The 21,947-nt window shown below is 72.0% G+C and carries 17 protein-coding genes; 11 read left to right on the top strand and 6 right to left on the bottom strand.

The features are described 5' to 3' along the window. The first annotated feature begins 2 nt into the window (after positions 1 to 2). Positions 3 to 5,051, top strand: coding sequence for a hypothetical protein (locus ACIBG6_RS07885; RefSeq protein WP_399221692.1), 5,049 nt, complete (start codon positions 3 to 5; stop codon positions 5,049 to 5,051). 99 nt (positions 5,052 to 5,150) lie between these two features. Beyond that, positions 5,151 to 6,398 (top strand): MFS transporter, encoded by a 1,248-nt coding sequence (locus ACIBG6_RS07880; RefSeq protein ID WP_399221691.1) that lies wholly within the window; start codon positions 5,151 to 5,153, stop codon positions 6,396 to 6,398. 2 nt (positions 6,399 to 6,400) lie between these two features. Here the strand turns inward: ACIBG6_RS07880 and ACIBG6_RS07875 are convergent, their stop codons facing one another. After that, the gene (locus ACIBG6_RS07875; protein WP_399221690.1) at positions 6,401 to 7,117 is read right to left on the bottom strand and encodes a TSUP family transporter; all 717 of its coding nucleotides are present in this window, start codon (positions 7,115 to 7,117) and stop codon (positions 6,401 to 6,403) included. A gap of 405 nt (positions 7,118 to 7,522) precedes the next feature. Between ACIBG6_RS07875 and ACIBG6_RS07870 the strand changes: the two genes are divergently transcribed. The 6 genes from ACIBG6_RS07870 to ACIBG6_RS07845 all read left to right on the top strand — a co-directional run bounded on the left by ACIBG6_RS07870 (position 7,523) and on the right by ACIBG6_RS07845 (position 12,771). Further along, the gene (locus ACIBG6_RS07870; protein ID WP_399221689.1) at positions 7,523 to 8,170 is read left to right on the top strand and encodes a LuxR C-terminal-related transcriptional regulator; all 648 of its coding nucleotides are present in this window, start codon (positions 7,523 to 7,525) and stop codon (positions 8,168 to 8,170) included. Between the two features lie 208 nt (positions 8,171 to 8,378). Further along, positions 8,379 to 8,627, top strand: coding sequence for a hypothetical protein (locus tag ACIBG6_RS07865; RefSeq protein ID WP_399221688.1), 249 nt, complete (start codon positions 8,379 to 8,381; stop codon positions 8,625 to 8,627). A gap of 32 nt (positions 8,628 to 8,659) precedes the next feature. Then, positions 8,660 to 11,296: a WD40/YVTN/BNR-like repeat-containing protein gene (locus ACIBG6_RS07860; protein WP_399221687.1), complete on the top strand. Its 2,637-nt coding sequence runs from the start codon at positions 8,660 to 8,662 to the stop codon at positions 11,294 to 11,296. Positions 11,297 to 11,311: 15 nt separating this feature from the next. Then, entirely contained in the window at positions 11,312 to 11,566 is a 255-nt protein-coding gene (locus ACIBG6_RS07855) for a hypothetical protein (RefSeq protein ID WP_399221686.1), read from the top strand. A 32-nt stretch (positions 11,567 to 11,598) separates the two neighbouring features. Further along, positions 11,599 to 11,844 (top strand): hypothetical protein, encoded by a 246-nt coding sequence (locus ACIBG6_RS07850; RefSeq protein WP_399221685.1) that lies wholly within the window; start codon positions 11,599 to 11,601, stop codon positions 11,842 to 11,844. Positions 11,845 to 11,949: 105 nt separating this feature from the next. Next, positions 11,950 to 12,771, top strand: coding sequence for a DUF1826 domain-containing protein (locus ACIBG6_RS07845; RefSeq protein ID WP_399221684.1), 822 nt, complete (start codon positions 11,950 to 11,952; stop codon positions 12,769 to 12,771). Here ACIBG6_RS07845 and ACIBG6_RS07840 read toward each other — a convergent pair. Next, positions 12,707 to 13,633: a glycosyltransferase gene (locus ACIBG6_RS07840; protein ID WP_399221683.1), complete on the bottom strand. Its 927-nt coding sequence runs from the start codon at positions 13,631 to 13,633 to the stop codon at positions 12,707 to 12,709. The genes ACIBG6_RS07845 and ACIBG6_RS07840 overlap by 65 nt on opposite strands. Before the next feature lie 49 nt (positions 13,634 to 13,682). Here ACIBG6_RS07840 and ACIBG6_RS07835 point away from each other — a divergent pair, with 49 nt between their 5' ends. Then, positions 13,683 to 15,044, top strand: a complete 1,362-nt coding sequence (locus ACIBG6_RS07835; RefSeq protein ID WP_399221682.1) for a 2OG-Fe(II) oxygenase — start codon at positions 13,683 to 13,685, stop codon at positions 15,042 to 15,044. A 77-nt stretch (positions 15,045 to 15,121) separates the two neighbouring features. After that, positions 15,122 to 17,215 (top strand): sulfotransferase, encoded by a 2,094-nt coding sequence (locus ACIBG6_RS07830; RefSeq protein ID WP_399221681.1) that lies wholly within the window; start codon positions 15,122 to 15,124, stop codon positions 17,213 to 17,215. A 5-nt stretch (positions 17,216 to 17,220) separates the two neighbouring features. Here the strand turns inward: ACIBG6_RS07830 and ACIBG6_RS07825 are convergent, their stop codons facing one another. Together ACIBG6_RS07825 and ACIBG6_RS07820 are read right to left on the bottom strand one after the other, a co-directional pair. Then, positions 17,221 to 18,045, bottom strand: coding sequence for an aspartyl/asparaginyl beta-hydroxylase domain-containing protein (locus tag ACIBG6_RS07825; RefSeq protein WP_399221680.1), 825 nt, complete (start codon positions 18,043 to 18,045; stop codon positions 17,221 to 17,223). After that, positions 18,042 to 18,806, bottom strand: coding sequence for a polysaccharide pyruvyl transferase family protein (locus tag ACIBG6_RS07820; RefSeq protein ID WP_399221679.1), 765 nt, complete (start codon positions 18,804 to 18,806; stop codon positions 18,042 to 18,044). Before ACIBG6_RS07820 ends, ACIBG6_RS07825 begins: the two co-directional genes overlap by 4 nt. Before the next feature lie 114 nt (positions 18,807 to 18,920). Here ACIBG6_RS07820 and ACIBG6_RS07815 point away from each other — a divergent pair, with 114 nt between their 5' ends. Next, complete coding sequence (locus ACIBG6_RS07815; protein WP_399221678.1) at positions 18,921 to 19,631, top strand: hypothetical protein; 711 nt, start codon at positions 18,921 to 18,923, stop codon at positions 19,629 to 19,631. Here ACIBG6_RS07815 and ACIBG6_RS07810 read toward each other — a convergent pair. Together ACIBG6_RS07810 and ACIBG6_RS07805 are read right to left on the bottom strand one after the other, a co-directional pair. After that, positions 19,550 to 20,431: a carbon-nitrogen hydrolase family protein gene (locus ACIBG6_RS07810; protein ID WP_399221677.1), complete on the bottom strand. Its 882-nt coding sequence runs from the start codon at positions 20,429 to 20,431 to the stop codon at positions 19,550 to 19,552. The genes ACIBG6_RS07815 and ACIBG6_RS07810 overlap by 82 nt on opposite strands. A 5-nt stretch (positions 20,432 to 20,436) precedes the next feature. Next, positions 20,437 to 21,939, bottom strand: a complete 1,503-nt coding sequence (locus tag ACIBG6_RS07805; protein ID WP_399221676.1) for an APC family permease — start codon at positions 21,937 to 21,939, stop codon at positions 20,437 to 20,439. Positions 21,940 to 21,947: the final 8 nt, after the last annotated feature.

The following is a 21,947-nucleotide window of genomic DNA, read 5'->3' as shown; positions in this document are numbered from 1 at the left end:
CCGTGGCGGAGGACCTGCGCGAGGCGGTGCGACGCCGGGCTCTCTGGTTCTACGAGACCCAGCTCCGCCTCCTCAACTACGACCGCTTCCGGTCCCTGCGGCCCGACTCGCAGGACCCGCGGCTGGACCTGATCTCGGAGCAGCCTTTCGGGGGCGGCCCCTCCGGCCGGGTCTACCTCGACAGCGGACAGCCGGTGTGGACCGAGGCCGAAGCGTCGCGCCACGGCGCCTTCGACGCCTCGCTCGTCGGGCGGATGGGCGACTGGCTCGGGGCCCATGAGCCCCGGCGCCTCGGCGAGCGCCTCGGGGCCCTGCGCACCGACTACGAGGCGAGCACCTATGCCTCGGTGTGGGAGTCGCCGTCCGCGCTCGCCCCCTTCCCGCGCGAGCATCCGGCCATGCCCACCGAAGCGCAACCGGAGGGCGAGCGGGTGGCCTACGCGATCGCCCGTGCCGAACTCGCCGCCGGGAAACCCTGGCTGATCCCCGAGCTCTACAGAGCCGAGGGTGAGGATGTGAGCAAGGCCCCGGGCTGGGTCGACAGCCTGGAACGCTACGTCGACGAGTTCGAGATCGAGCTGGGGCTGGCCGTCGGCGGTATCGGTGGCGTCCGGCCGCCGTTCGACCCGGACGCGCCCGCCGCGTACCGGGCCTTCCTCGCCGCCCTGCTGGCCGCCGGCACCGAACGGCCCACGGGCGACGCCGTGAAGGTCCGGCTGCTCGACCTCGCCAAGCAGAAGCCCGAGGACGCGGAGGCGACGTACCGGCACCGGCATTCCGTGGCCACCAACGGCGCACCGATGGGCCCCGTCGCGGCGTTCCCGTTCTCCAAGCGCGTGGCCTATTGGAGTGGTGTCGTCCACCCCTCCCTCGGCGAGTGCCTCAGCCTCAAGCCCAACTCGGACATGGGCCTGTGCCAGCTGGTGCGACTGCTCTACCGGTACGGGCCGCTGGCGTCCGGACTCGCCCCCGGGGCGACCCCACGCTGGCGCGAACGCACGGCCCCCGGCGAGGAGTTCACGCGCTTCATGGAGGCTCGCGCCGTCGATGTCGCCGGCGACCCCGAACTGTCCGCCCGGTTCCGCTCCGCCGCGACCCGCCTCCGGTACATCTTGGAGGCCACCGCCGCCAACCCGAGGAGTCAGGACCCGAGCTGGTCTCCACTGGCGGGCGAGATCCTCAAGCAGGGCCTTCTGTCGTACAAGTTCTGGATGGACGAGAAGCCCCGCGCCCAGGACAACGAGCGGCTCAACAAGGTCAAGAGCGGGCTGGGGCAAGCCGACGCGGCCGACCAGGAGATGGAGTTCTGGTCGGAGAACCACTACATCATGTTCGCGTCCTCGGAGTACCTTCTCGGGCAGCTCTGGGAGGACGACACCTTCCAGCCGTGCGGGCTGTTCGCCGACCCGGGAGACCGGACCGGGGCGAAGACCGGGGCGCAGCGCCGCGACCGCGGACGCGCCCGGGTGCTGAAATGGCTGAACAACCGTCTGATGTTCGGGTGGATGGAGTACAACTCGTCGGGTTACTACCGCGAACACCTGTGGGCCCTGCTCAATCTGGCCGACTTCGCCCTCGACGACGAGGTGCGCAAGAAGGCCGAGATGGCGGTGGACCTGATGCTCTTCGACGTGGCGCGGTTCTCGCACCGCGGGTCCATGGGCGCGGCCGGTGGGCGCAGCCAGTTCAAGTCCAAGAGCCACGGATACGACAACGGGCTCAATGACGTCATGGAGATGCTGTTCGGCACGAAGGGGGTCTTCAACGAAGGCAACGCCCAGGTCGGCGCGAGCTTCGCCTCCTCCATGTACGCCAAGGCCGTCCCCCGGGTACTTCTGGAGATCGGGTCCCATCCGCCCGGGTTCGCCTTCACCGACCGGTCCCGGGTCTCGGTCACCTTCGACGAGGCCCCGAAGTACGGCATCACGTGGTCCCAGAAGTCCGTGGTGAAGGACTCGCTGCTGCGCGGATACGCCTCCAAGCGTGCCCGCTACTTCCCCCACCTCGCGGAGGTGAACCGCGACATCGCCCGCACCCACGAGGGGTATGGCGCGGTCGAGGACGACACCGTCTTCTTCTGGGGTATGTCGGCGTTCTTCAACAAACAGGTGGTGCGGAACTCGCTGCACGTCGTCCATCGCTTCGGCCTGGAGAAGTCGAAGGCCTTCGGCGTGATCCGGTGGATGGTCGAGACGATCATCCCGCTGGTCCGCGCACCGGTCAGCGGCCTGCGCGACCTGCCGGCACTCGTCACGGCGCCCTTCACGGGAGGTGAAGGCCTCGACGAGCTGGACGAGCAGACGGCGGACGACCTGTCCCTGCTCCTCGAAGGGTCGACCCGGAGCCGCGCCAACATCGTGACCTACCGCTCACCCGGGGCGATGCTCTCCACCACCCAGAACTTCCGCTACGGCCAGCTCAACTTCCAGAACAGCGTCCAGCAGGCCACGCTCAACGGCGCGGTCAACGTGTTCGTCACCGCCGGATTCGGGGGGTTCGACATCCCCGACACGGCAGCCTTCGGCGCGGGCGCCCTGATCGGCGGACTGGTGCTGGGGCCCATCGGCGCCGTCGGCGGCGGCATCGCCGCGGTCGTGGCCAACAACGAACTCCTCAAGGGCGAGGCCATCGACGAAACGGACGGACCCGACTGGTGGACGGGGTACTGGGCGCTGCCCCGCGTGGTCCAGCACGGGGGCGCCGCCGTCATGCTCTCCGAGTTCCACGACATCCAGGACTTCCTGGCCGAGACCGGGTCGCACGCCTGGTTCCCCAAGGCCGGGTTCGACCACGTGGTGGAGCGGCGCACGTCCGCGTACGACGACGCCAACTTCCCGCTGCTCGACATCGGCCACATCGGGGCCAAGGGATTCTGGCTGTTCGGCAAGGTGGTGCACCCGGCTCCCGAGGGTTCCACCGCCGAACCCGAGGAGGGGTACGTCGGGGTCTTCTCCAACAAGCGTCCCGAGTGGCTGACGAAGGAGTCCGACCCCTACGCGGTGCGCCTGGAGAAGCAGGGCGGGGAGGGGATCTGGAAGGACCCGCCGGACCTCTTCGCCGACAAGGACTGGTACGTCAACGGCAAGAACGTGTGGATCGTGCAGGTCGGCTCCAAGAGCGAGTTCGGCGGCTTCGAGGCGTTCATGGACCGTGTCACGTCCGCCCGCGTGCACGTGGACGATGTCGGGGACCTGGAATGCACCTACGACGTGCCGCGCCCCGGCGGAGGATCGGACCGGCTGCGCCTCACCAACGGTGACGGAGGGGAGTTCGAGCTCAACGGCCGGCAGCTGGCGACCGACCTGTTCCCGCGGTTCGAGAACCCGTTCGTACGGGGCGGCCTCGTGGAGTGGGGACAGCGGGCCTACTGCCTGGAGTGGAGGGGACGCACGCTGCTGCACGACTTCGGCGACTCCCGGAACCCGGTCCGGCTCGAGCAGCCCGAGCAGGGTCCGCGGGACGCCGAGACGATCATCGCCCTCGTGATCCATCTGCGCACCGGCGGCGAGGCGATGGAGGCCTTCACGGTGGCGACGGCGACGGTGGAGGTCGGCTGCAACCGTCTCACGACCGATCAGGTGGTCGCGGCCGGCCCCATCGGCGAGGACACCACTCACGACGCCGAGTGGATCTTCCTGGACCGGCCCGTGCGCCGCAGTCCCGACATGACCGTGAAGCTCACCCATCCCGCGTCCGGCGGCGACCCCTTCGACCCGAGCCTGCTCGGCCTGAGGGAGCCGGAACTACCGGACCTGTCGGACCCGTTGGACCTGCCGGACTTCGACCCGGCCCTGCTGCTCGGCCCGTTGGCACTCCTCGGCGAGCTGGACGACCCCGAGTGGAAGGCGTCGTACTCACTCAAGGCGCTCATGGGCGACTGGCGGCTGCGGGACTGCTCGGTGCCCTTCCGCCACGTGGACGTGGCGGGGGACCGGCGGGACACGGGGCCGCGCCCGTTCGCCGTGCGCTTGGGGGCGTGGGACGAGTGGGCGGACGTGCCGGGGGCGGTTCGGGCCCGGCGCTGGATGGCGGCCCGCCAACCGGTGGCCGGATCGGTGTGGCTGGCCCACCTCGACCTGTTCCTCGTCGACGGCGAAGGGGAGTTGTGGCACAAGCGGGCGTCGTGCGGCATGAACGTCGGCGTGTGGACGCGGGTGCGGCCGGACGGGGACGCGCCGGTGTGGTCGAGCGTCCCCTCGTGGGCCGCCGTGTCGGACGCAGGGGGGCGGGCGATCGTGTGGGCGCTGAGCGAAGGACGCCTGTTGGTACGGGCCAGTGACGCGCAGGGCAACTGGGGGGAGGGGTGGTCCGATCTCCGGCCGATGGTGCGGGACGGACTCACCCTGAAGGCGGTGCCGCTCGGCCCGGGCAGCGCGCTCAGCGCCGTGCCGGGCGACGGCCCGCTGACCGCCACGGCCGCCCTCTGTCTGACCGGCGCGGACGGCGAGGTCTATCTGCAGACGGGATGGAACCCCGGTGAGAAGGGCGAGTGGGAACGGGTGGAGACCACCGGGTTCGACCTCGCGCCGGGATCCCCGGTGGGAGTGGCCGGTGAGTGCCTCGTCGCGCGTTCGACGCAGGGTGGGCTCTGGCTGCGGGACCCCGGCACGGCGGTCCTGTTCGGCGGCCCCTGGCAGGAACTGGAGGGGCCGGGACGCGCGGTGACGAGCTGTGCCGTCGCGGGCGGCGGGGCCGATCTGCTGATCGCGGCCTCCGGGAACGGGGGCCGGGTCAGCCTCGGTCGGCGCCGCGGTGCCGAACCCGTGCGCTGGCTGGCCGCGCAGGCCGAGGACGGCTGGCAGCCGCGCCCGGGGGGCGAGGTGACCTGGGCCCTCCCGGAACCGGGGGTGGCCCGGGCCTTCGCCACCGGGGCCGACGGGACCGTGCGTTCGGCCTCGGTGACGGACGGGATCTGGCGCCCGGTGGGGCGCGAGCCGGGCCCGAGCGACGGCTCGGGCGGCAGGGTGGCCACCGTCTGCCGGATCCCCGGACAGATCGAGGTGCTCTCCGACACGGAGGAGGGGCTCCTGCGCTGGACGTGGTGGTCGTAGTGCCCGTCCCGGCGGGTGACCGTCACCGGCCGGGTGAGGTCGGCCGTCGGACGTGCGCGCCACCGGCGGAACCAGGGCGCTCCCGGCGCAGTCCTTGTCATGGCTGAGAGCGCACCGCCCGCCGACGGCACTCCCGTTCGACGCCCCTGGCTCACCCCGGGCGTCAAGGGCATCGGCTCCGCCAGCCTGCTGGCCGATGTCGGACACGAGATCCCCACCGCCCTGCTGCCCTCGCTGCTCACCTCGACGCTCGGAGCTCCCGCGGCCGCGCTCGGCGTGATCGAGGGCGTGTCCGATGCCCTCGCCGGCGCCGCCAGGTTCTGCGGCGGCGCCCTGGCGGACGACCCCGGCCGGCGCCGGAAGGTTGCCGTCGGCGGCTACGTGGCGACCGCCGTCCTCGGTGCCGCGACCGCCGGGGCCACGACGGTCTGGCAGGTCGGCGTGCTGCGCGCCGCGGCGTGGACCGCCCGCGGCCTGCGGGTTCCGGCCCGCAACGCTCTCCTTGCCGACACCGTCCGGGCAGGAGCGTACGGCCGCGCGTACGGTTTCGAGCGGATGATGGACAACCTCGGGGCGATCTTCGGCCCCCTGCTCGCCGTCGGCCTGGTCGCCTGGCTCGGCGTCACCTGGGCCATCGGCCTCTCGGTCGTCCCGGGACTGCTGGCCGCCGCGGCCATCGTGTACGCGATCCGCAGGACTCCCCGGCCCACCGGCAGGGCCGCCGTCCCCCTCCGGATCCGTGTCCGGCCCGTCCTGCGGGGAGCCCTGGGCAGGCTGCTGGCCGCCGTCGCGGTCTTCGAATTCGGCAACATCGCCGCCACGCTGCTGATCCTGCGGGCCTCGGAGCTGCTGGAGGCCGGGCACGGCACGAAGACGGCGACCACGATCGCGCTCGGTCTCTACACCGTCCACAACCTCGCCGCGGCCCTGGCCTCGCTTCCGGCGGGACGGCTCGCCGACCGGCTCGGCGCCCGCGGGCCGGTCCTCGTCCTGGCGGGCGGCGTCGCCGCGTTCGCCGTCGCCTACGGCCTCTTCGCCGTCAGCGCCGGCACGGCCGCCTTCCTCGCGGTTCCCTTCGCCCTGGCGGGGATCGGGATCGGCGCGGTCGAGACGGCCCAGCACTCCGCGGTCGCCTCCCTCGCACCCACGGACCTGCGGGGCTCCGCGTTCGGCATGCTGGCCACCGTGCAGTCCTTCGGCAACCTCGTCGCGAGTGCCGTCGCCGGCGTGCTGTGGACCGCGTTCTCGCCGGCCGTCGCGTTCGCCTGCCTCTCGGGTTGGGCGGTCATCGCCCTGACCGGATTCCTCCGCGTCGCGAGGAGCACGGCGGCCACGCCGCAGGACTGATCTCAGAGTCCGGCCAGGAGGCGCCCGGTGTAGCCCAGCATGACGGTCCAGAACAGACCGGTGTACCCGCGTTCTCCGATCTTGTTGTTGAACCGCCTGCCCAGGAACGTCGCGATCAGCATGAGGGGCACGCACGCCAGGGCGACGAGGTAGTCCCCGCCGGTGAGCAGAGCGGCATCCGTCCATACCGCCGTCTTGGTCACGTCCCCGACCAGCGAGACCAGGGACAGGGCGCCCACGAGATGCATGCGGTCCAGGTCGAGTGCACGGACCGCGAGTCCTTTCAGGGGCCCCGACGTGCCGCTGAATCCGGAGGTCGCGCCGGACGCGAGCGCCAGCAGCGGGGACCCGACCCGTCGGAAGCGGGTGAGGTCGAAGGACTCGACGAGGAACGCGAGCGCGAACCCGACGATGACCGCGATCGTCACCCACTCCTCCGGCGCCGAGACGAGCAGCTTCGCCCCCACGAAGGCTCCGACCGCGACGAGCACGATCACCGGAAGCGCCTTCCGGTAGGGCAGGGTGCTCCGGTACGCGAAGACCTTCACCAGGTTGTTGGCGGCCAGAAGCAGCGCGGCCAGGGCCACGCCGGACTTCGTGCCGAGCGTGAGGGCCAGCGTCGGCACGAGGATGAGACTGCCTCCGAACCCCGCGGAGGCGGACACCGCGAACGCGGCGAAGACCGCCACGAACACGACTGGAAACAGATACGGTTCCATCGGCGCTCCTCAGTCGGTCGGCCTCCCACCACGCCGCCCGCGCCGCGTACAGGCACCCCCGTCGGCGCCGTCGTCGGCACGAGCGATGGGACCTTCTTCCTCCACGATGGAACCGTCCGCGCCGACGCGCCACAGGGGCGGGCGCCCACATATGATCGTCCGAGGCAACCAATTCCCTTTGAAGCGGGCCATGTTCCGCCCGTAGCGCGTGCGACGTGGGAAAGCCTCGCCGGGTGCTCCACTCGGTCGTGAGGAATCGTTTCGGCTTCCCCGTAGGGGTGAGCCGTCACGTCGATCGCGCAGCGTACCGTGGTATTCGGGGCACCAGTGTCATGCCGGCGAACGCTCCGCCGTGAGGGAATCCGACGCATGTGCCCCTGCCGTCCCCGCCACCGAAGGTTTCTGATGGAAGCTGACCCGAGGCGTGTCGTCGTCGTAGGAGACTGCCCGCTCATACGGCTGGGCATCGTCCAACTGATCAACAGCGAAGCGGATCTCCTCCTGGTCGGCGCCGTGTCCGCCGTCGAGGAACTCGACGCGCATCCCGTCGACGCCGAATTGGCGGTCCTCAACCTCCGCCTCGCCACCCTCGAACTGGCCCGTACGGTCTCCCGGCTCTGCGCCCACGGCTACGCGGTCGTCGTCGTCTCGGCAGCGGCGCACATCGACCTCGCCACGGCCATCCGCGCCGGCGCGCGAGGATGTCTGGACAGCCAGACGGAGCAGGCGGAGCTGCTCTCCGCAGTCCGGACCGTGGCCGCGGGCGAGATCTATGTGCCCGGCCCACTCGCCGTACACCTGCTCCATGCGCCCCTCCACCTCACGGACCGGGAACGGGAGATCCTCGGGCGGGTCGCCAGCGGCGACACCGACCGGGAGATCGCCGTCCTGCTCGGCATCAGCGAACACACGGTGCACTCGCACCTGGACCGGCTGCGCGACAAGATCGGAGCCCGCCGGAGGGCTGATCTCACCCGCTTCGCCATCGAGTACAGCCTCGTTCCGCCCACACCCGGCCGGGGTAGATCTACCTACCCGGTGCGGGGCGATTAGGTCCTTGGCAGGGCGCACACCCCGATGAAGACTGAAGCCGGACGACCGTGAGGCCACGGCGCTGAGTGACGGTCCTTCCGGTCCGTGACGGCGCCGCCGTCCTCTGGAAGCCCCTGTGTGCAAGCGCCGATTCGCCGGGCTTGCCTCGGCGTTCTCCTCAGGGGCCTCCTCCTTCTCCTTCATCCGCACCAGCGCGGGGAGGTCCGAGATGACACGCAAACCGCTTGGCGTCCCCGACGACTCGGAAGACGACCGCGCGGCGCGTCGGCTGGAGGAGTTCCTGCGGGCCAGAGAGCTCCAGGAGGAGGGCACCGGCGACGAGGCCGAGACGGCCGAGCCGGACGAAGCAGATGAGACGGACGACGGGACGCCGGAGGACGAGACCGACACCTCCGGGGCCGCATCGGACCCCGAGGCCCGGCCCGAACCACCCGAGGGCCGGCCGACCGAGCCGTGACGCGGGACCTCGACGGCACGAGGAGAACGACGATGCGTGGGAATCCCCAGGACAGAACAGTCGCGAAGGGCGATCACGAAGAGTTCCCCGGCGGCAAGGCGTTGGCGCGCCTCATCTTCGAACTGACCCGTACCGGCCACGCGGACGCGGCCGTGGAGGCGGCCATCCAGGCCCGCCCCGACATGGATCAGGCGGCTGCCCAGGAGCTTGTCGAAAGCGTGGCGGGACCCCAGTTCGGAGCCTCAGGCAGCGGCCATGGCACCGGTGACGGCGACGGGCCCGCGGGCGAGGGAGGACACGAGGGAGGCAACGAAGGAGACGGCGGGAGAGCCGACCAGGGGAACGCCCAGTCCGCCAAGCCACCGCCCTCCGGCGGCGGCACCCGGCCAGGCGACGGGATGGAGCAGCTGGCGGCCAACTACATGGCCGTGGCCGAGACGTTGTCGACGACTCCGCCGAGCCCCAGCGGCCCCAACTGGCGCTCGCTCGGCCCGTGGACGATACCCAACGGACAAACCTACGGCGCCGCACGCATCAACGCCTCCGGACGCGTCTCGTCCGTGGCCGTCGACCCCGGCAACGCCAGCCACCTGCTGGCCGGAGCAGCCCACGGCGGCATCTGGGAGAGCCACAACCGCGGACAGTCGTGGGCCCCGCGCACCGACCACGCGGCGACGCTCACCACGGGTGCCATCGCCTTCCACCCGACCACTCCGGCAACCGTCCTCGCGGGCACCGGCGAAGGCGACTGGTGGTCCAGCTTCGGAACCGGCATCCTCCGGTCCACCAACGGGGGACTCACCTGGGCAAGCCTGGTCACCGCTCCGTTCGTCGGAGAGGGCTTCCACGACCTGGAGTTCGACCGGGCCACCCCCACCCGGGTCTACGCCGGAACGACGGGCGGCCTCTACACCTCCGCGGACACAGGAGCGACGTGGACACGGAGGCGCACCGCGACGACCTGGTCGGTCGCGGTGGCTCCGTCCGGCGCCGAGGCTCTCGCCGCGTGCCGGGACGGCCTGTTCCGGTCCACCGACGGCGGCGCCACCTGGACCGCCGTCACCCTGCCGAGCGCGCCCGCGAACTTCAGCAGGCTCGCCGTGGCCATCGCCCCATCGGACCCCACCGTCGCCTACGTGTGGGGCGCCGGGGCCACCGGGTATCTGGCCCGACGCGCCGGGGGCACCTGGACCGCGATCGCCGCGCCCACCGGGGCGAGCATCATCCAGGCCTGGTACGACTGGTTCCTGGCCGTCGCACCGGACAACGCCGGCCAGATCTACTGCGGAGCCATCAGCGCCCACCGGGGTGACCTCTCCGGCACCACCTGGACCTGGACGGACATCGCCAGCAAGCCATCGCCCGGCCAGTCCATCCATCCCGACCAGCACGCCATCGCCTTCGAACCGGGCCAGCCCCAGGTCGTCTACATCGGCAACGACGGCGGCCTCTACCGCAGCCCGGACCGGGGCGTCACCTGGCAGCACCTGAACAACGGCCTGGAGATCACCGAGTTCGAGTACCTCGCGCAGGACCTGGGCTCCTCGCGCTGGCTCATCGGAGGCACCCAGGACAACGGCACCGAACGATGGACCGGTTCGCCGACCTGGCTGCACGCGCAGGACGGCGACGGCGGCGACTGCGGCGTCAACCGCACCGACCCGCGCACGGTGTTCCACAGCTTCTACAACATGGGCGTGGAACGCTCCACCTCCCGGGGCGACTGGGGCAGCTGGGCATGGCTGCCGCCACCCGTACCCTCCGGAGAGGGGTCGCTCTTCTATCCGCCGTTCGAGGCCAGCGCCACCAACGGCAACACGGTCGCCCAGGCCGGCGGGGCCCTCTACGTCTCCCGCGACAACTGCACCAACTGGACGCGGCTGGCCTACCCCACGGCCGGCACCGCCTCCGCGATGTACATACCGACGGCGGACCAGGTGTACGTCGGCACCACCGGCGGCCTGCTCTACGTCACACGATGGAACGGGACCGCGTGGGGCGCGCTCACGGCGCTCACGACACCCCGCGCCAACGCCTGGGTCAGTGACATCCACGTCGACCCGACCGACACGAACCGCATCTGGGTGACCCACACGACGCGCAACGGCGGTCGGGTCTGGCGGTCGACCGACGGTGGCACGACCTGGGTCGACCGCACGGCCGCGCTGCCCAACCTGCCGCTGAACGCCGTGGAGGTACACCCGGGCAACCGCGACCGCGTCTGGGTCGCCGCCGACCTCGGCGTCTACCAGTCCGTTGACGGCGGTGCCTCCTGGCAGATCTTCTCCAACGGCCTGCCCAATGCCTTCGTCGGCGACCTCCTGTACCACCGGCACGCCAGAGTGCTCCGGGCCGGCCTGCGCAACCGGGGCGTCTGGGAGATCCCGGTGGACGGCTGGATGACCCAGCCCGTGTGCGGCGTCCAGTGGACGGGCACCGTCGCGGCCAACTCGACCCGTCGCTTCTTCACCTGGGGCTGGCCCGCCACCTGGCACGTCCTGTGGACGGTCATGCCCACCACGATCCGCCCAGGTGCCGAGGAGATGAGCTGGAAGGTCCAGGTGGAACGCGGGGACGCCGAGAACGTCACGTACTGGGTCTCCGTCACCAACCTCACACCCGTCCCGGTCGCGTTCGAGGGCCGGTTCGCCATCCTCAGCCGCTACTGAACCGGGAGAAGTGCGATGTGGACCAACGTTCATTACACCGGATCGCTCGGGGCCAACGCGAGCACACGTCTCTTCACCTACGGATGGCCGGCGTCCTGGCACGTCGTCTGGTACTTGGTGCCGACCAATCCGCAGTCCGGTGCTCCGCAGGTGGACTGGGACGTGGCCGTCGAGCGCTACGAGGCCGGCTACGTGACGTACTGGATCACCGTGAAGAACCTCACCGCGTCCACGATGACGTACGAGGCCAGGTACGTCGTCCTGAACTGAGCCACCCCACCCGTACACGGAAGGACCGAGCCATGCGCATCACGATCGAGATCGACGGAGCCGCGGAGCAGTCGTCCTCCCCGGACTGCCCCCCTCCGGTGCCGCGGCCCGAGCCCGTGGAGGGGGTGGACATGGGACCCGCCCCGAACTCCGGTGCTTCCACGGGTCAGCCGCCCACCTCCCCCGGTCAGGCGCTGCCCTCCACCGACCGGCCGTACGCGACCGACGCGTCGTCGACCACCACCGACCAGGCGGCCGGCGCGGCGCCCACGATGTGACCGCCGCCCAGACGGCGACCGGGGTCTGCGCCGAACGGGTCGTCACGCCTCGGACCCCGCCTGTCGGGCCGGGGACCGCCCCGGCCGACGATTACGGTGCCGTCCGTGGCCCCCATCGACGAGGAGACGTTCCCCAGCGGTGTGCTCCGCGGAGACACGGCACGGAACGACATCGCACGACTGATCGACCCCGGGCTGACCGCCGTCATCGTGGCCCGGGGCGAACGCCCCGACTGGCTGGACGAGTTGGCCGAACTGGTGGTCTCACGACGGCTCGTCATCGCCCGTACGACACTGACCGCGGTCTCCCGTGACGAATTCGCCGACTGGTCCCGCACCGCCCTGGCCGACACGGACAGGGCGGTCGCGCGTCCGCTCCTGGAGGACATGACAGGGATCGCGGAGCAGGTCATGGCCACGACGGACGTCCGGCGCGTGACGGTACGGGTGTTCACCGAGGCCCCCACCCGGCGCTGCGGATTCCACGTCGACACGGTCCCGCCGCAGGCCCCGACGACCGGTGCCGTACGGGTCTACAACGGTCCGACGACCGAGTACGTGGCCGGCGACGACGTGCGCAGCATGAAGGACTTCTACGCCTACCTGTCGCGCCGGGAACGGGTGTCGCGGGAGGCGGGTGCCGGGCCCTGCGGCGACGAACCGGTCTCTGAGGCGCTCGGCTCGCTGATCGCCATGGACGAGACCCCCTCGTTCCTGCGGCCCCACGCCCCCGTCCACCGGGTGCCGCCGGACGCGACCGTCTACTTCAAGCACATCGACGTACGGCGCCACTGGTCGCCGCATCCCGTGACGGACGCGTGGATCCACCGTTCGCCGATGCAGGGCCCTCCGAGGCTGGTCCTCAACATCTCCCCCGCAGAGAGGGTTCCCGCGGGCCCTGGTCGGGGGCCAGCAGTACATGGCTGAGGGCGGGCAGGGACGGATCGAGGGAACGCAGCAGTCGCAGGACGCGCCCGCCCGCCCGGGCCGGCCCGTGATGGGCCATGAACCAGGACCTCGGCCGGCCCGCGGCACCGATCGTGTCCACCACGGCCGGCACCACGTCGTCCACGCCGTCGAAGAAGGCACCGGTGAAGGCGTTGACGTACTGCCAGCCACCGAGGATCGCCCGATTGACGACGACGGGCACATCGAGACAGAGCGCCTCGGCGAGCACCCTCGGCGACGCGTCGAGGACGGCCGGTACGAACAGGCAGCGCGCGGTGGCGATCACGGCGAGCAGCGAAGGCCACTCCAGCGGACCCGACGACCTGACACCCGGCAGCGACTCGGCGCCGGGCGGGGCGTCGACGACCAGGACGCGCAGGCCCGTCTCCTCGGCCAGCCGACGCAGGCAGAGTGCGGCGAGCGGCCAGTTCTTGGCCCGTTGCCGCCAGGGTTCCGCACCGGACACGTGCACCACGTCCGCGACCAGGTCCGTCGGCAGGACGCGTGCCGTCCGGAGCGGGTCGACACGGCGCGGGTCCGTGAAGTCGGACTCGCTCACCCGCACCCGTGGCCCGTTCGGCGGCAGGAAGCGGTCCGGGTCCCGGAAGCAGTGCAGCCACGCCTCGCAGAGCAGCCCGTAGTCGCGCTCGTCACGGAACCCCGGCCCCGGGAACCCCAGGTAGCTGGTGGCACCGACGAAGCGACAACCCTCGTCCGCGAGGTGGTTCAGGCGTACGTGCTGGGCCCGGGTGACGACGGGAGCCCGGATCACCACCCACGGCAGTACGTCGCCGCCCGGTCCCGTCACCCGCAGAAACGGGGCGCCCGCCGTGAGGTCCACCCGCCGTCCTCCCCACCGGGATCGACACAGCGACATGACAGGAGAGGCCATGACCGAGCCCATCAGACGCGACTTCTTCACCGAGCGCAACGGCGCCACGCGGATCGAGATCTTCGACGAACTCGGTGACACGGCGAAAGCCGCCCTGCACACCTTCTTCCGGCGGGCGGGCGCGCCGCACCTGATGGATGAGGTGATTCTGCCGCTGTTCCGCGACGGCGACTCGCAGATCTTCGCCGCGGTCCGCGACCGGCCGTGGCCGCCGTGGGGTCTGGGCGCGCGCAACATCATCGCCGTCCTGCAGACGCACCTGGTCTCCGACGGATGCTGGGGGTTGAGCCCGGTGCACGTCGCCGACGAGGACCTCACCAACACGGGCCTGTGCGCCGCTCTGTACAAGGAGGCCCTGGAGACACTCGCCGTCGACCCCGGCGCCGAGGTGCACTACCTCGTTGCCGAGGAGTCCAGGCTCGCCGACCTGGTCATGCGCCGCGTCGGCTTCGAGCGCACGGAGGACGTCTTCCTCACCGAGGCGGCGCGGTACCTCACCTATCGCGCCCCGGCCCGCGAGCTCCTCAAGAACCTGGGCCTGGCCGGGGCCGACTCGGTCGACCTGCTCGCGGGCATGGTCGACGACGAGGTGTACGAGCGCAACGCGGCCTTCCACGGGACGGTCTACCTGGGATCGCGCGCGGAATGGACGGCGGACCGTGTCACTGTCCCGTCCGAGATCGCCCGGCTGGTCCGCGGCGGCCACTACAGCAAGCCGGCCGGCGTGCCCACCGGAACGGGGCGGTTCGAGAGGGACGTGATCGCCGAGGTCGCCCAGGGCGTACGGGAACTCCTCACCGACGCCGAGCAGGACGACCTCCTCCGGTACGTCCTCGACAGCGAGTCCGCGTTCACGGCGGCCACGATCCAGCCGCACGGGACGGGAGCGGCGGTGGTGGACGAGCGGGTCCGCAGCAGCTCGGTCCTCCACGAGCTCGGTCGGTTCGACGCACTGTTCACGGAGCGCATCAAGGAACAGCTGGAGACGGTACGCGCCCGGCTGGGCCACCCGGCGTTCCCGCTGGGCCGCATCGAGCTCCAGGTCACGGCCAACGGCGACCGGGACTACTTCGGCATGCACCGCGACAGCGACGGCGGGGACACCCGTGAGCTCACCTTCGTCTACTTCTTCTCCGCCGAGCCGCGCCGGTTCTCCGGCGGGGAGCTGCGCGTCTTCGAGACGGTCGTCGAGGACGGGCGGGTCGTTCCCACGGACCGCAGCCAGACGATCGTGCCGCGCGCCAACCTCGCGGTGTTCTTCCCGAGCCGGCACGACCACGAGGTGCTGCCCGTCCGCGTGCCGGGCAAGGCCTTCGCCGACAGCCGGTTCAGCGTGACGGGCTGGATCCACCGGAAGTGAGCGGCCGACCGGGCGGGAGGGAATCCGGCGGACGGGCCGGACGCGAGGAGCCGCGGGACGAGGAGCCGCGGGACTGCGTGGCGTGGTCCGTGGAGGGCCGCGTGGCCCTCCCGTCCGGCAGCGCGCGGCGGGCGGCGCGCGAGACCCATCACGGCCCGTTCCCCGACGCGCCGGAGCTGCTGTCCCGCGCCGTGCGGGCCGACGCCCACGGAGTGCGCGCCCGCTACCTCTTCGCCTCGGCCGAGGCGGCCGCCGAGTTCTCCGCGGTCCGGGACCCCGCCCTGACCCGGCTCGGGACGCCGCTCACCGGACAGGTGAGCGCCGTCCCGGAGGCCCCGCTCGCCGCGCCCGTGATCATCGCCTCCCCGCCTCGCTCCGGCAGCACCGCGCTGTTCGACGCGCTGGCCCGAAGCACCGCCCTGTGGACGGTCGGCGGAGAGAGCGAGGGGGTGATCGAGGGCGTGCCCGCACTCCACCCGGCGGCCCGCGGCTACGCCTCGCACGCGCTGGACGCCGCGGACGCCGACATCGGGGGACACGCGGTACGGGCGGGCTTCCTCGCCGACCTACGTGATGCGCGGAGACGGCGCCCGCCAGGGGCCGGTGCTCCCCGGCCCCTCAGGCTGTTGGAGAAGACCCCCGAGAACAGTCTGCGACTCCCCTTCCTGCTGCGGCTGTTCCCGGACGCCACGGTCGTCCGTCTGCACCGCGATGCCCGTGACACGGTGGCCAGCATGGTGCGGGCATGGAACCACCCTGGCTTCGTCAACATCCCGGACCTGCCCGGCTGGCCACGGCGGGCCTGGCACCTGCTGCTGCCACCGGGCTGGCGCGGCTGGGCGGGCGAGGACCTCGCGCGGATCGCGGCCCGTCAGTGGGCCGCCGCCGTGGAGGCGACCCTCGACGCCCGTGACCTACGGCCGGCCGTCCCCTGGGTGGACGTCGACTACGCCGAGCTGTGCGCCGCACCGGCACGGACGCTGCGGCGACTGGAGGCCGTACTGGACCTGCCCGCGGCGACGCAGGGCAGGGACCTGCCCCTGTCGGCCACGACGATCAGCCCGCCGCGCCCCGGCAAATGGCGCGAGACCCCCGGCTTCGACCCGGCGGCGCTCGACGCCGTGCGGCCCACCCTGCGGCGCCTCACGAACGGACACACCACGATGCCCCAGTCCACCCCGGCCTCTCCGGCAGCCCGCACCACTCCGGAGGCCCCCCGCCGTCCCCCCTCCTTCGCCTGCTGGCTCCACGAGGCGGACGCCACCGCGCCGGACGCCACCGCGCCGGACGCCGACGCGGCCCCGGGCCGGGGCGACGGGGCGGTGCTCGATCCGACCGCCGTGCTCCAGACCGGGGTCACCATCCCTCTGGGGATGGCACGCCGGGCCCGCTTCCGGGACCGCTTCCTGACCGGCCGCCCTCTCCTGTGGACCGACGATCCCGAGACGGGGGCGCTCGTACCCTTCTGGGTGCGCTTCGAGGACTTCTGGGCGCTTCGCGAGCTCGCCCCGGGGCGCCCCTTGCCGCCCGGGTTCCCGCCCGGGCTGCGCACCGCACTCTCCGGGGCCGGTGCGCTCGGGACGGCGGAGGCGCGCTCGCGGCGGACGGCTCTGGCCGATGTCGCCGTGGCGGACGCCGCCGAGGAGTTCGCGCGCTCGGACGTCTGCGGGATGGGCCGCCTGGTGCGCCCAGGGCACCGCGAGGCGCTGCTCGACTACTACGAGCGGCTCATCGCGACGGGATCCTGGCCGCTCGGAGACGCGCAGGTGCAAGGCCGATACGGCTGGTACAACGAGTCGTTGTCCCGCTTCTTCCACCATCAGTTCCGTGGCCTGGTGGGCCGCCTCGCCGGACGGCCGGTGCGGCCCTCGTACTCCTACGTCTCCGCGTACCGCGCGGGCGCCGTCCTCGACCGGCACGTCGACCGCGAGCAGTGCGAGTACACCGTGTCCCTGCTCCTCGGGGAGTCGGGTCCCGGCATCGCGGGCGGGTGGCCGTTGCTCCTCGACACCACGCAGGGGTCGCTGTCCCTGATCCAGCGTCCCGGTGAAGCCGTGCTCTTCGCGGGCACCCGGGTACCGCACTGGCGCCCGCCGCTGCCCGACGGGAGCACCCACACGTCCCTCCTGTTCCACTATGTCCCGGCCGAGTTCCCCAGGACCCTGTACTGAGACGGCTACTGCGGATCGAGGAAGCCGACGTGCCGGGCCTCGCCCTCCGAGACCCTGGGCGCGATCCGTTCCCACCGGGTGACCGTCCGCCGGCCCTCGGGCCGCACGGCGCGTACCCGGGTACGGGAGAAGCCCTCGGGCGCCGGACCCGTCCCGAACATCACCTCGGCGGCGGGGGCGGTCAGCAGCATGTCCCACACGAGATGGACCCGGTCCGTGGCCCCGGCGTTCTCGGCCGCGTGCACGCACCCGTGATTGACCAGGTAGACGGTCCCGGCCTCCAGGTGGTGGAGGTCGCCGTCGAGCAGCAGGGAGGCCTCGGGACCGGTGACGAGCGGCAGGTGGAAGCGGGCCCGTACACCCACGGCGCCGGTGCGCGACCGTACGACGCTGTGTTCCTCGTGCGGCGCGAGCGCGGCACCGGGGCCGAGCACGTTGATCCGGAGGTTCACCAGGTGCGGCAGCGCCTCCGCCAGTGCGGACAGGGCGGGGTAGCGCGTGCGGTCGTGGAACCGCTTGCCGAAACAGGACAGGTCGTGGTCCCGGGAGAAGTCGTCGCAGCGGCCCGACGCGTTGAGGAGACTGAACTGCTCCACGCGGCCGCGAGGACCGGTCCAGGCCGTGATGTGGCCGGGGGCGCTCGCCGACGAGGGGGTGTGCCGGGCGCGCAGCCGCTCCGCCTCCGCCACGAGTTCCCGCAGGGTCGGGGCGTCGGCGGAGAGGAGTCGCAGGCATCGGATGCCGGGGCGGTGGTAGTTGGCGTCACGGATCCCGCGCAGGAGCAGCAGCGGATCGAGGCCACCACCGTGGTCGTCGTCGTGGCGGGTCATCGGAAGGGACACCTCTCCAGGAGGAGGTCCAGGTCGGGGAGGTCCGCCGGGAGGGTCGCGAAATCGGCCAGCGCGACCGGGTCCAGGCCGGCACCGATGGGTCCGACCGGCACCGGCGGAGGTACCGGCACACCGACGGAGAGGAAGTAGTCGTGGAACTTGCTGTCGTCGCCGCTGGGCAGCGGCCGGAACCGGATCCAGACGGCGGGAACCCCGTACGCATGACTGAGGACGATGCCGTGCAGGCTCGACGAGGCGACCAGGCACGCACCCGTCACCTGTTCGACGACGTCCTCGACACCGCCCTGTACGTCGACGATCCGCCAGCCCCCCGGAACACCGCGCCGGGCCCGGGCCTTGTCCGCGAAGTGCGGTACGACCGCGGGCCGTCCGCCCGCCCGGACCGGGCGCACCGGCAGGAACCTCGGCACCAGCAGCCCGGGGTCGCCGTAGACCGGGGGACAGGCGACACCCGAGCGGCGGGCCGCCTCCCGGGTGAGCGGCCCGCGGACGGCGAGCAGTTCGGCCCGCGGATCGACGGACTCGCCGGCATCCATCACGCCGGCCCCCCACACCACGGCGCCCGGGCCCGCGAGCGCGACCACGCTGCCCGTGACGAAGTGCTTGCGGCCCGGGGCGTGCGGAGCGACCCACCGGGCCGGTGCGCCGGAGATCCGGCGGATCAGCCAGGGAGTGAGCCGGTCACCGACATTGCCCTGACTGGGCATCCGGCACCAGAACGCGGGTACGGACTCGGACACGTCCGTCACTGTAGCGAGCGGACGGCTCTTCTCATCCGCACCTACCACCGGGATGTCGCCTGGCTGCGCTACGCGCTGGCGGCCGTCGAGAAGTGGTGCCACGGGTTCGCGGACGTGGTCGTGGTGTCGCCGCGCACGGGATCCGCCGCGGTGCGCCGGGCGATCGGCGGAGACGTACGGCTGAGCGTGTGCCCGGACTACCGGGACGACTACCTGGGACAGCAGGTGACCAAGTTGTACGCGGACGAGTTCACGGACGCCGACCTCATCTGCCACGTCGACTCGGACGTCGTCTTCGACCGCCCCGTCTCGCCCGCCGATCTGCTGGACGCCGGCCGGCCGTGGATCGTCCGCAAGGCGGTCACCCTGCTCGGCCGGCACCGGCCCTGGCTCGCCCCGACGGAGGAGTTCCTGGGCCGTCCGGTCGCCTACGACTTCATGCAGCAGCCGCCCTTCACCTACCCGCGCGAGCTCTACCCGGAGGTACGCGCCCTGTGCCTGGACCGCCACGGAATCCCGCTGGCCCGCTATGTGGCGGGGCGGCCGCCCCGCGGCTTCTCGGAGTTCAACGTGCTGGGCGCCCACGCCCACGCCGCCCACCGCACCGCGTTCGCCTGGTACGACGCGGACGCGGCGGAGGTACCGCGGTTGTGCAGGTGGTACTGGAGCAGGGGCGGCATCGACGCCGGTCTGCGGCGGGAACTGGACGGGATCGTGGGCGGAGCGGGCCGGGGCCGTGGTTGCTACGCGGGCTCGTCCTTCAGCCAGTCCGGTGTGCGGAACGTTCCGCCGCCGTACATCGGGAGCCGTACCGACTCCCCGTAGCGGGCGAGCTGGCTCCAGGGGCGGTTGAGTCCCGAGGAGCCGTAGGTGCGGACCCGGGTGACAGCGTCGAGGTCGAGGACGTCGACGAGGATCTCCTCGCCCCCTCCGGCCTGTTGGCGGATGATGCCTTCGGGGTCGATGACGGCGCTGGTGCCGACCCCGGCCGGGTCGGAGGCGTTGACGTTGACGACGTAGACCTGGTTGGTCCAGGCGTTGGCGCGGGCGCAGACGAGTTCCATCTCGCGGTCGCGGGTGGGGGTCAGGGTGGGCTGGATGATGATCTCCGCTCCGAGCCAGGCGAGCTGGCGGGCGGTTTCCGGGAAGGAGCCGTCGTAGCAGATGGCCAGGCCCACACGGCCGGCGCCGGGGATGTCGAAGACGGTGAACTCGTCGCCCGGGGTGGTCTTCTCGTAGGGCTGCCAGGGGAAGACCTTGCGGTAGCGGGCGACGATCTCGCCCTGGGGGGAGACGGCAAGGGCGGTGTTGTAGATGTGCCCGTCCTCGGCGCGCTCGTAGAGGCTGCCCGGGATCAGCCACAGGCCGGTCTCCACGGCGAGGGCGCAGATCCGGTCGGTGAGCGGGCCCGGGATCGTGACGGCGGCCTGTTCCATCCAGTCGTCGGCGGTCGGCTGGAGCAGGGCGCCTTCGGCGGCGAGCAGCAGTTCGGGGACGACGACGAGCTGGACGTGGGGGAACATCTCGCGCGTGGCCCGGACCTGCTCGGCGAAGCGCTGCCGGCTCGCTTCGAGGTCGTGGGGTACGGGCGTGGTCTGCAGGGCGGCGATGGCCAGAGTGCGCATGGGAGTCAGTCCTCGGTGACGGTGAGTTCGGCGACCGTGGTGCGGCCGTCGCGGAAGAAGCGGTGGAGACGGGCGCGGGCTGTCAGCAGGGCCAGGATTCCGGTGGCGATGGCGCCGGCGCCGAGGAGGAAGACTCCGCCGATGCCGTGGAAGGAGGTGCTGCCGTAGGCCGGGTCGTACATGTCGTGGGCGCTGCGGGCGAAGGCGGCCAGCATCGTCAGGCCGCCCAGCAGGGGCAGGATCCCGCGCAGCAGGAGGTCGCGCGGGGAGTCGCGCAGCCGCCCCCGGAAGTACCAGACGCAGGCCAGGGCGGTGGTGCCGTAGTAGCAGGCGATGAGCAGTCCGATGCAGAGGATGGCGTCGCCGAGGAAGTCCGCGGAGACGAGTCTGAGGAGTACGAGCAGGGAGGCCGCCGCCGCGCCGAAGAAGAGGGTTCCGAAGGCGGGCGTGCGGTGGCGGGGGTGGATGCGGGCGAAGGCGCGGGGCAGGGCGCCGTGGCCGGCCATGGACAGGGTGCCGCGGGAGGAGCCGACGAGGCAGGTGAGCAGGGCCGCGGTGGCCGAGACGCACACCGCCAGCTCCATCGCCTTGGCCGGCGCCGCGCCGAGTACGGGTGGGGCGAGGGTGGACAGGATGTCGGCGGCGTTGTCGGGATTGCCCAGCCCCGTGCCCGTGGCGTCGGTGCCGGCGAAGCTGATCGCCGCGAAGGCGGTGAACAGGTAGGTCCCCAGCAGGACGAGGGTGGAGATGACGGCGGCCTGGCCGGCGACGCGGTCCCCGTCGCGGGTCTCCTCGTTCGCGGTGATCAGCGCGTCCCAGCCCCAGTAGATGAACAGGCACAGCAGCACGGCCTCGGCGAAGGAGCCGAGATCCCCGAACGCGAAGGGGTTGAGCCAGGCCAGGGAGGGAGTGGCGGCGCCGTCGCGGGCGAAGGCGGCGGCACCGAAGCCGAGCAGGGCGGCCAGCTGGAGCCCGAGGAGCACGTACTGGACGGAGGCCGCGAGGTGCAGTCCCCGGTAGGCGATCGAGGTGACCGCGGCCAGCAGCACCACAGCGGTGATCGTCACGGCGGCGCTGCTGGAGGCCAGGGAGTGCAGGCCGAGCAGCTGGAGCAGGTAGGTGGCGCCGACCTGGGACAGGGCCGTCATCGCGATGAGGGTGGCCATCTGAGGCACCCAGCCGCCGGTGAGCCAGCCGGCGATCGGCCCGAAGGCGCGGGTGGTCCACACGAAGGTGGTGCCGCAGTCCGGCATCTCCCGGTTGAGCTCCCTGAAGGCGAAGGCGGTGAGCAGGATCGGGACGAAGCCCAGCAGGAGCGCGGCCGGAGCGAGGTCACCGACGATCAGTGTCACGAAGCCGAGGGTGACGGCGATGCTGTAGGCCGGGGCGACGGAGGACAGCCCGAGAGTGACGGCGGCTAGCAGGCCCACCGAGCCGCCGCGCAGCCCCTTGCCCGTCGGGGTGGCCACGGGCCCGGTTCTTGCCTCGGCGTCGGTCGGGTTGGGCATGATGCCTC

The sequence above is a fragment of the Streptomyces sp. NPDC050842 genome, assembly GCF_044456565.1.
Taxonomy (GTDB): Bacteria; Actinomycetota; Actinomycetes; order Streptomycetales; family Streptomycetaceae; genus Streptomyces.
This window is presented reverse-complemented; position numbering and strand designations above follow the sequence as displayed.

Bases quoted from the DNA above. Each gene is read 5' to 3' on its own strand.
- ACIBG6_RS07810 (WP_399221677.1), bottom strand. From the start codon at position 20,431: ATGCGCACTCTGGCCATCGCCGCCCTGCAGACCACGCCCGTACCCCAC.
- ACIBG6_RS07825 (WP_399221680.1), bottom strand. From the start codon at position 18,045: ATGACCCGCCACGACGACGACCACGGTGGTGGCCTCGATCCGCTGCTG.
- ACIBG6_RS07865 (WP_399221688.1), top strand. From the start codon at position 8,379: ATGACACGCAAACCGCTTGGCGTCCCCGACGACTCGGAAGACGACCGC.
- ACIBG6_RS07860 (WP_399221687.1), top strand. From the start codon at position 8,660: ATGCGTGGGAATCCCCAGGACAGAACAGTCGCGAAGGGCGATCACGAA.
- ACIBG6_RS07835 (WP_399221682.1), top strand. From the start codon at position 13,683: ATGACCGAGCCCATCAGACGCGACTTCTTCACCGAGCGCAACGGCGCC.
- ACIBG6_RS07805 (WP_399221676.1), bottom strand. From the start codon at position 21,939: ATGCCCAACCCGACCGACGCCGAGGCAAGAACCGGGCCCGTGGCCACC.
- ACIBG6_RS07850 (WP_399221685.1), top strand. From the start codon at position 11,599: ATGCGCATCACGATCGAGATCGACGGAGCCGCGGAGCAGTCGTCCTCC.
- ACIBG6_RS07870 (WP_399221689.1), top strand. From the start codon at position 7,523: ATGGAAGCTGACCCGAGGCGTGTCGTCGTCGTAGGAGACTGCCCGCTC.
- ACIBG6_RS07880 (WP_399221691.1), top strand. From the start codon at position 5,151: ATGGCTGAGAGCGCACCGCCCGCCGACGGCACTCCCGTTCGACGCCCC.
- ACIBG6_RS07855 (WP_399221686.1), top strand. From the start codon at position 11,312: ATGTGGACCAACGTTCATTACACCGGATCGCTCGGGGCCAACGCGAGC.
- ACIBG6_RS07875 (WP_399221690.1), bottom strand. From the start codon at position 7,117: ATGGAACCGTATCTGTTTCCAGTCGTGTTCGTGGCGGTCTTCGCCGCG.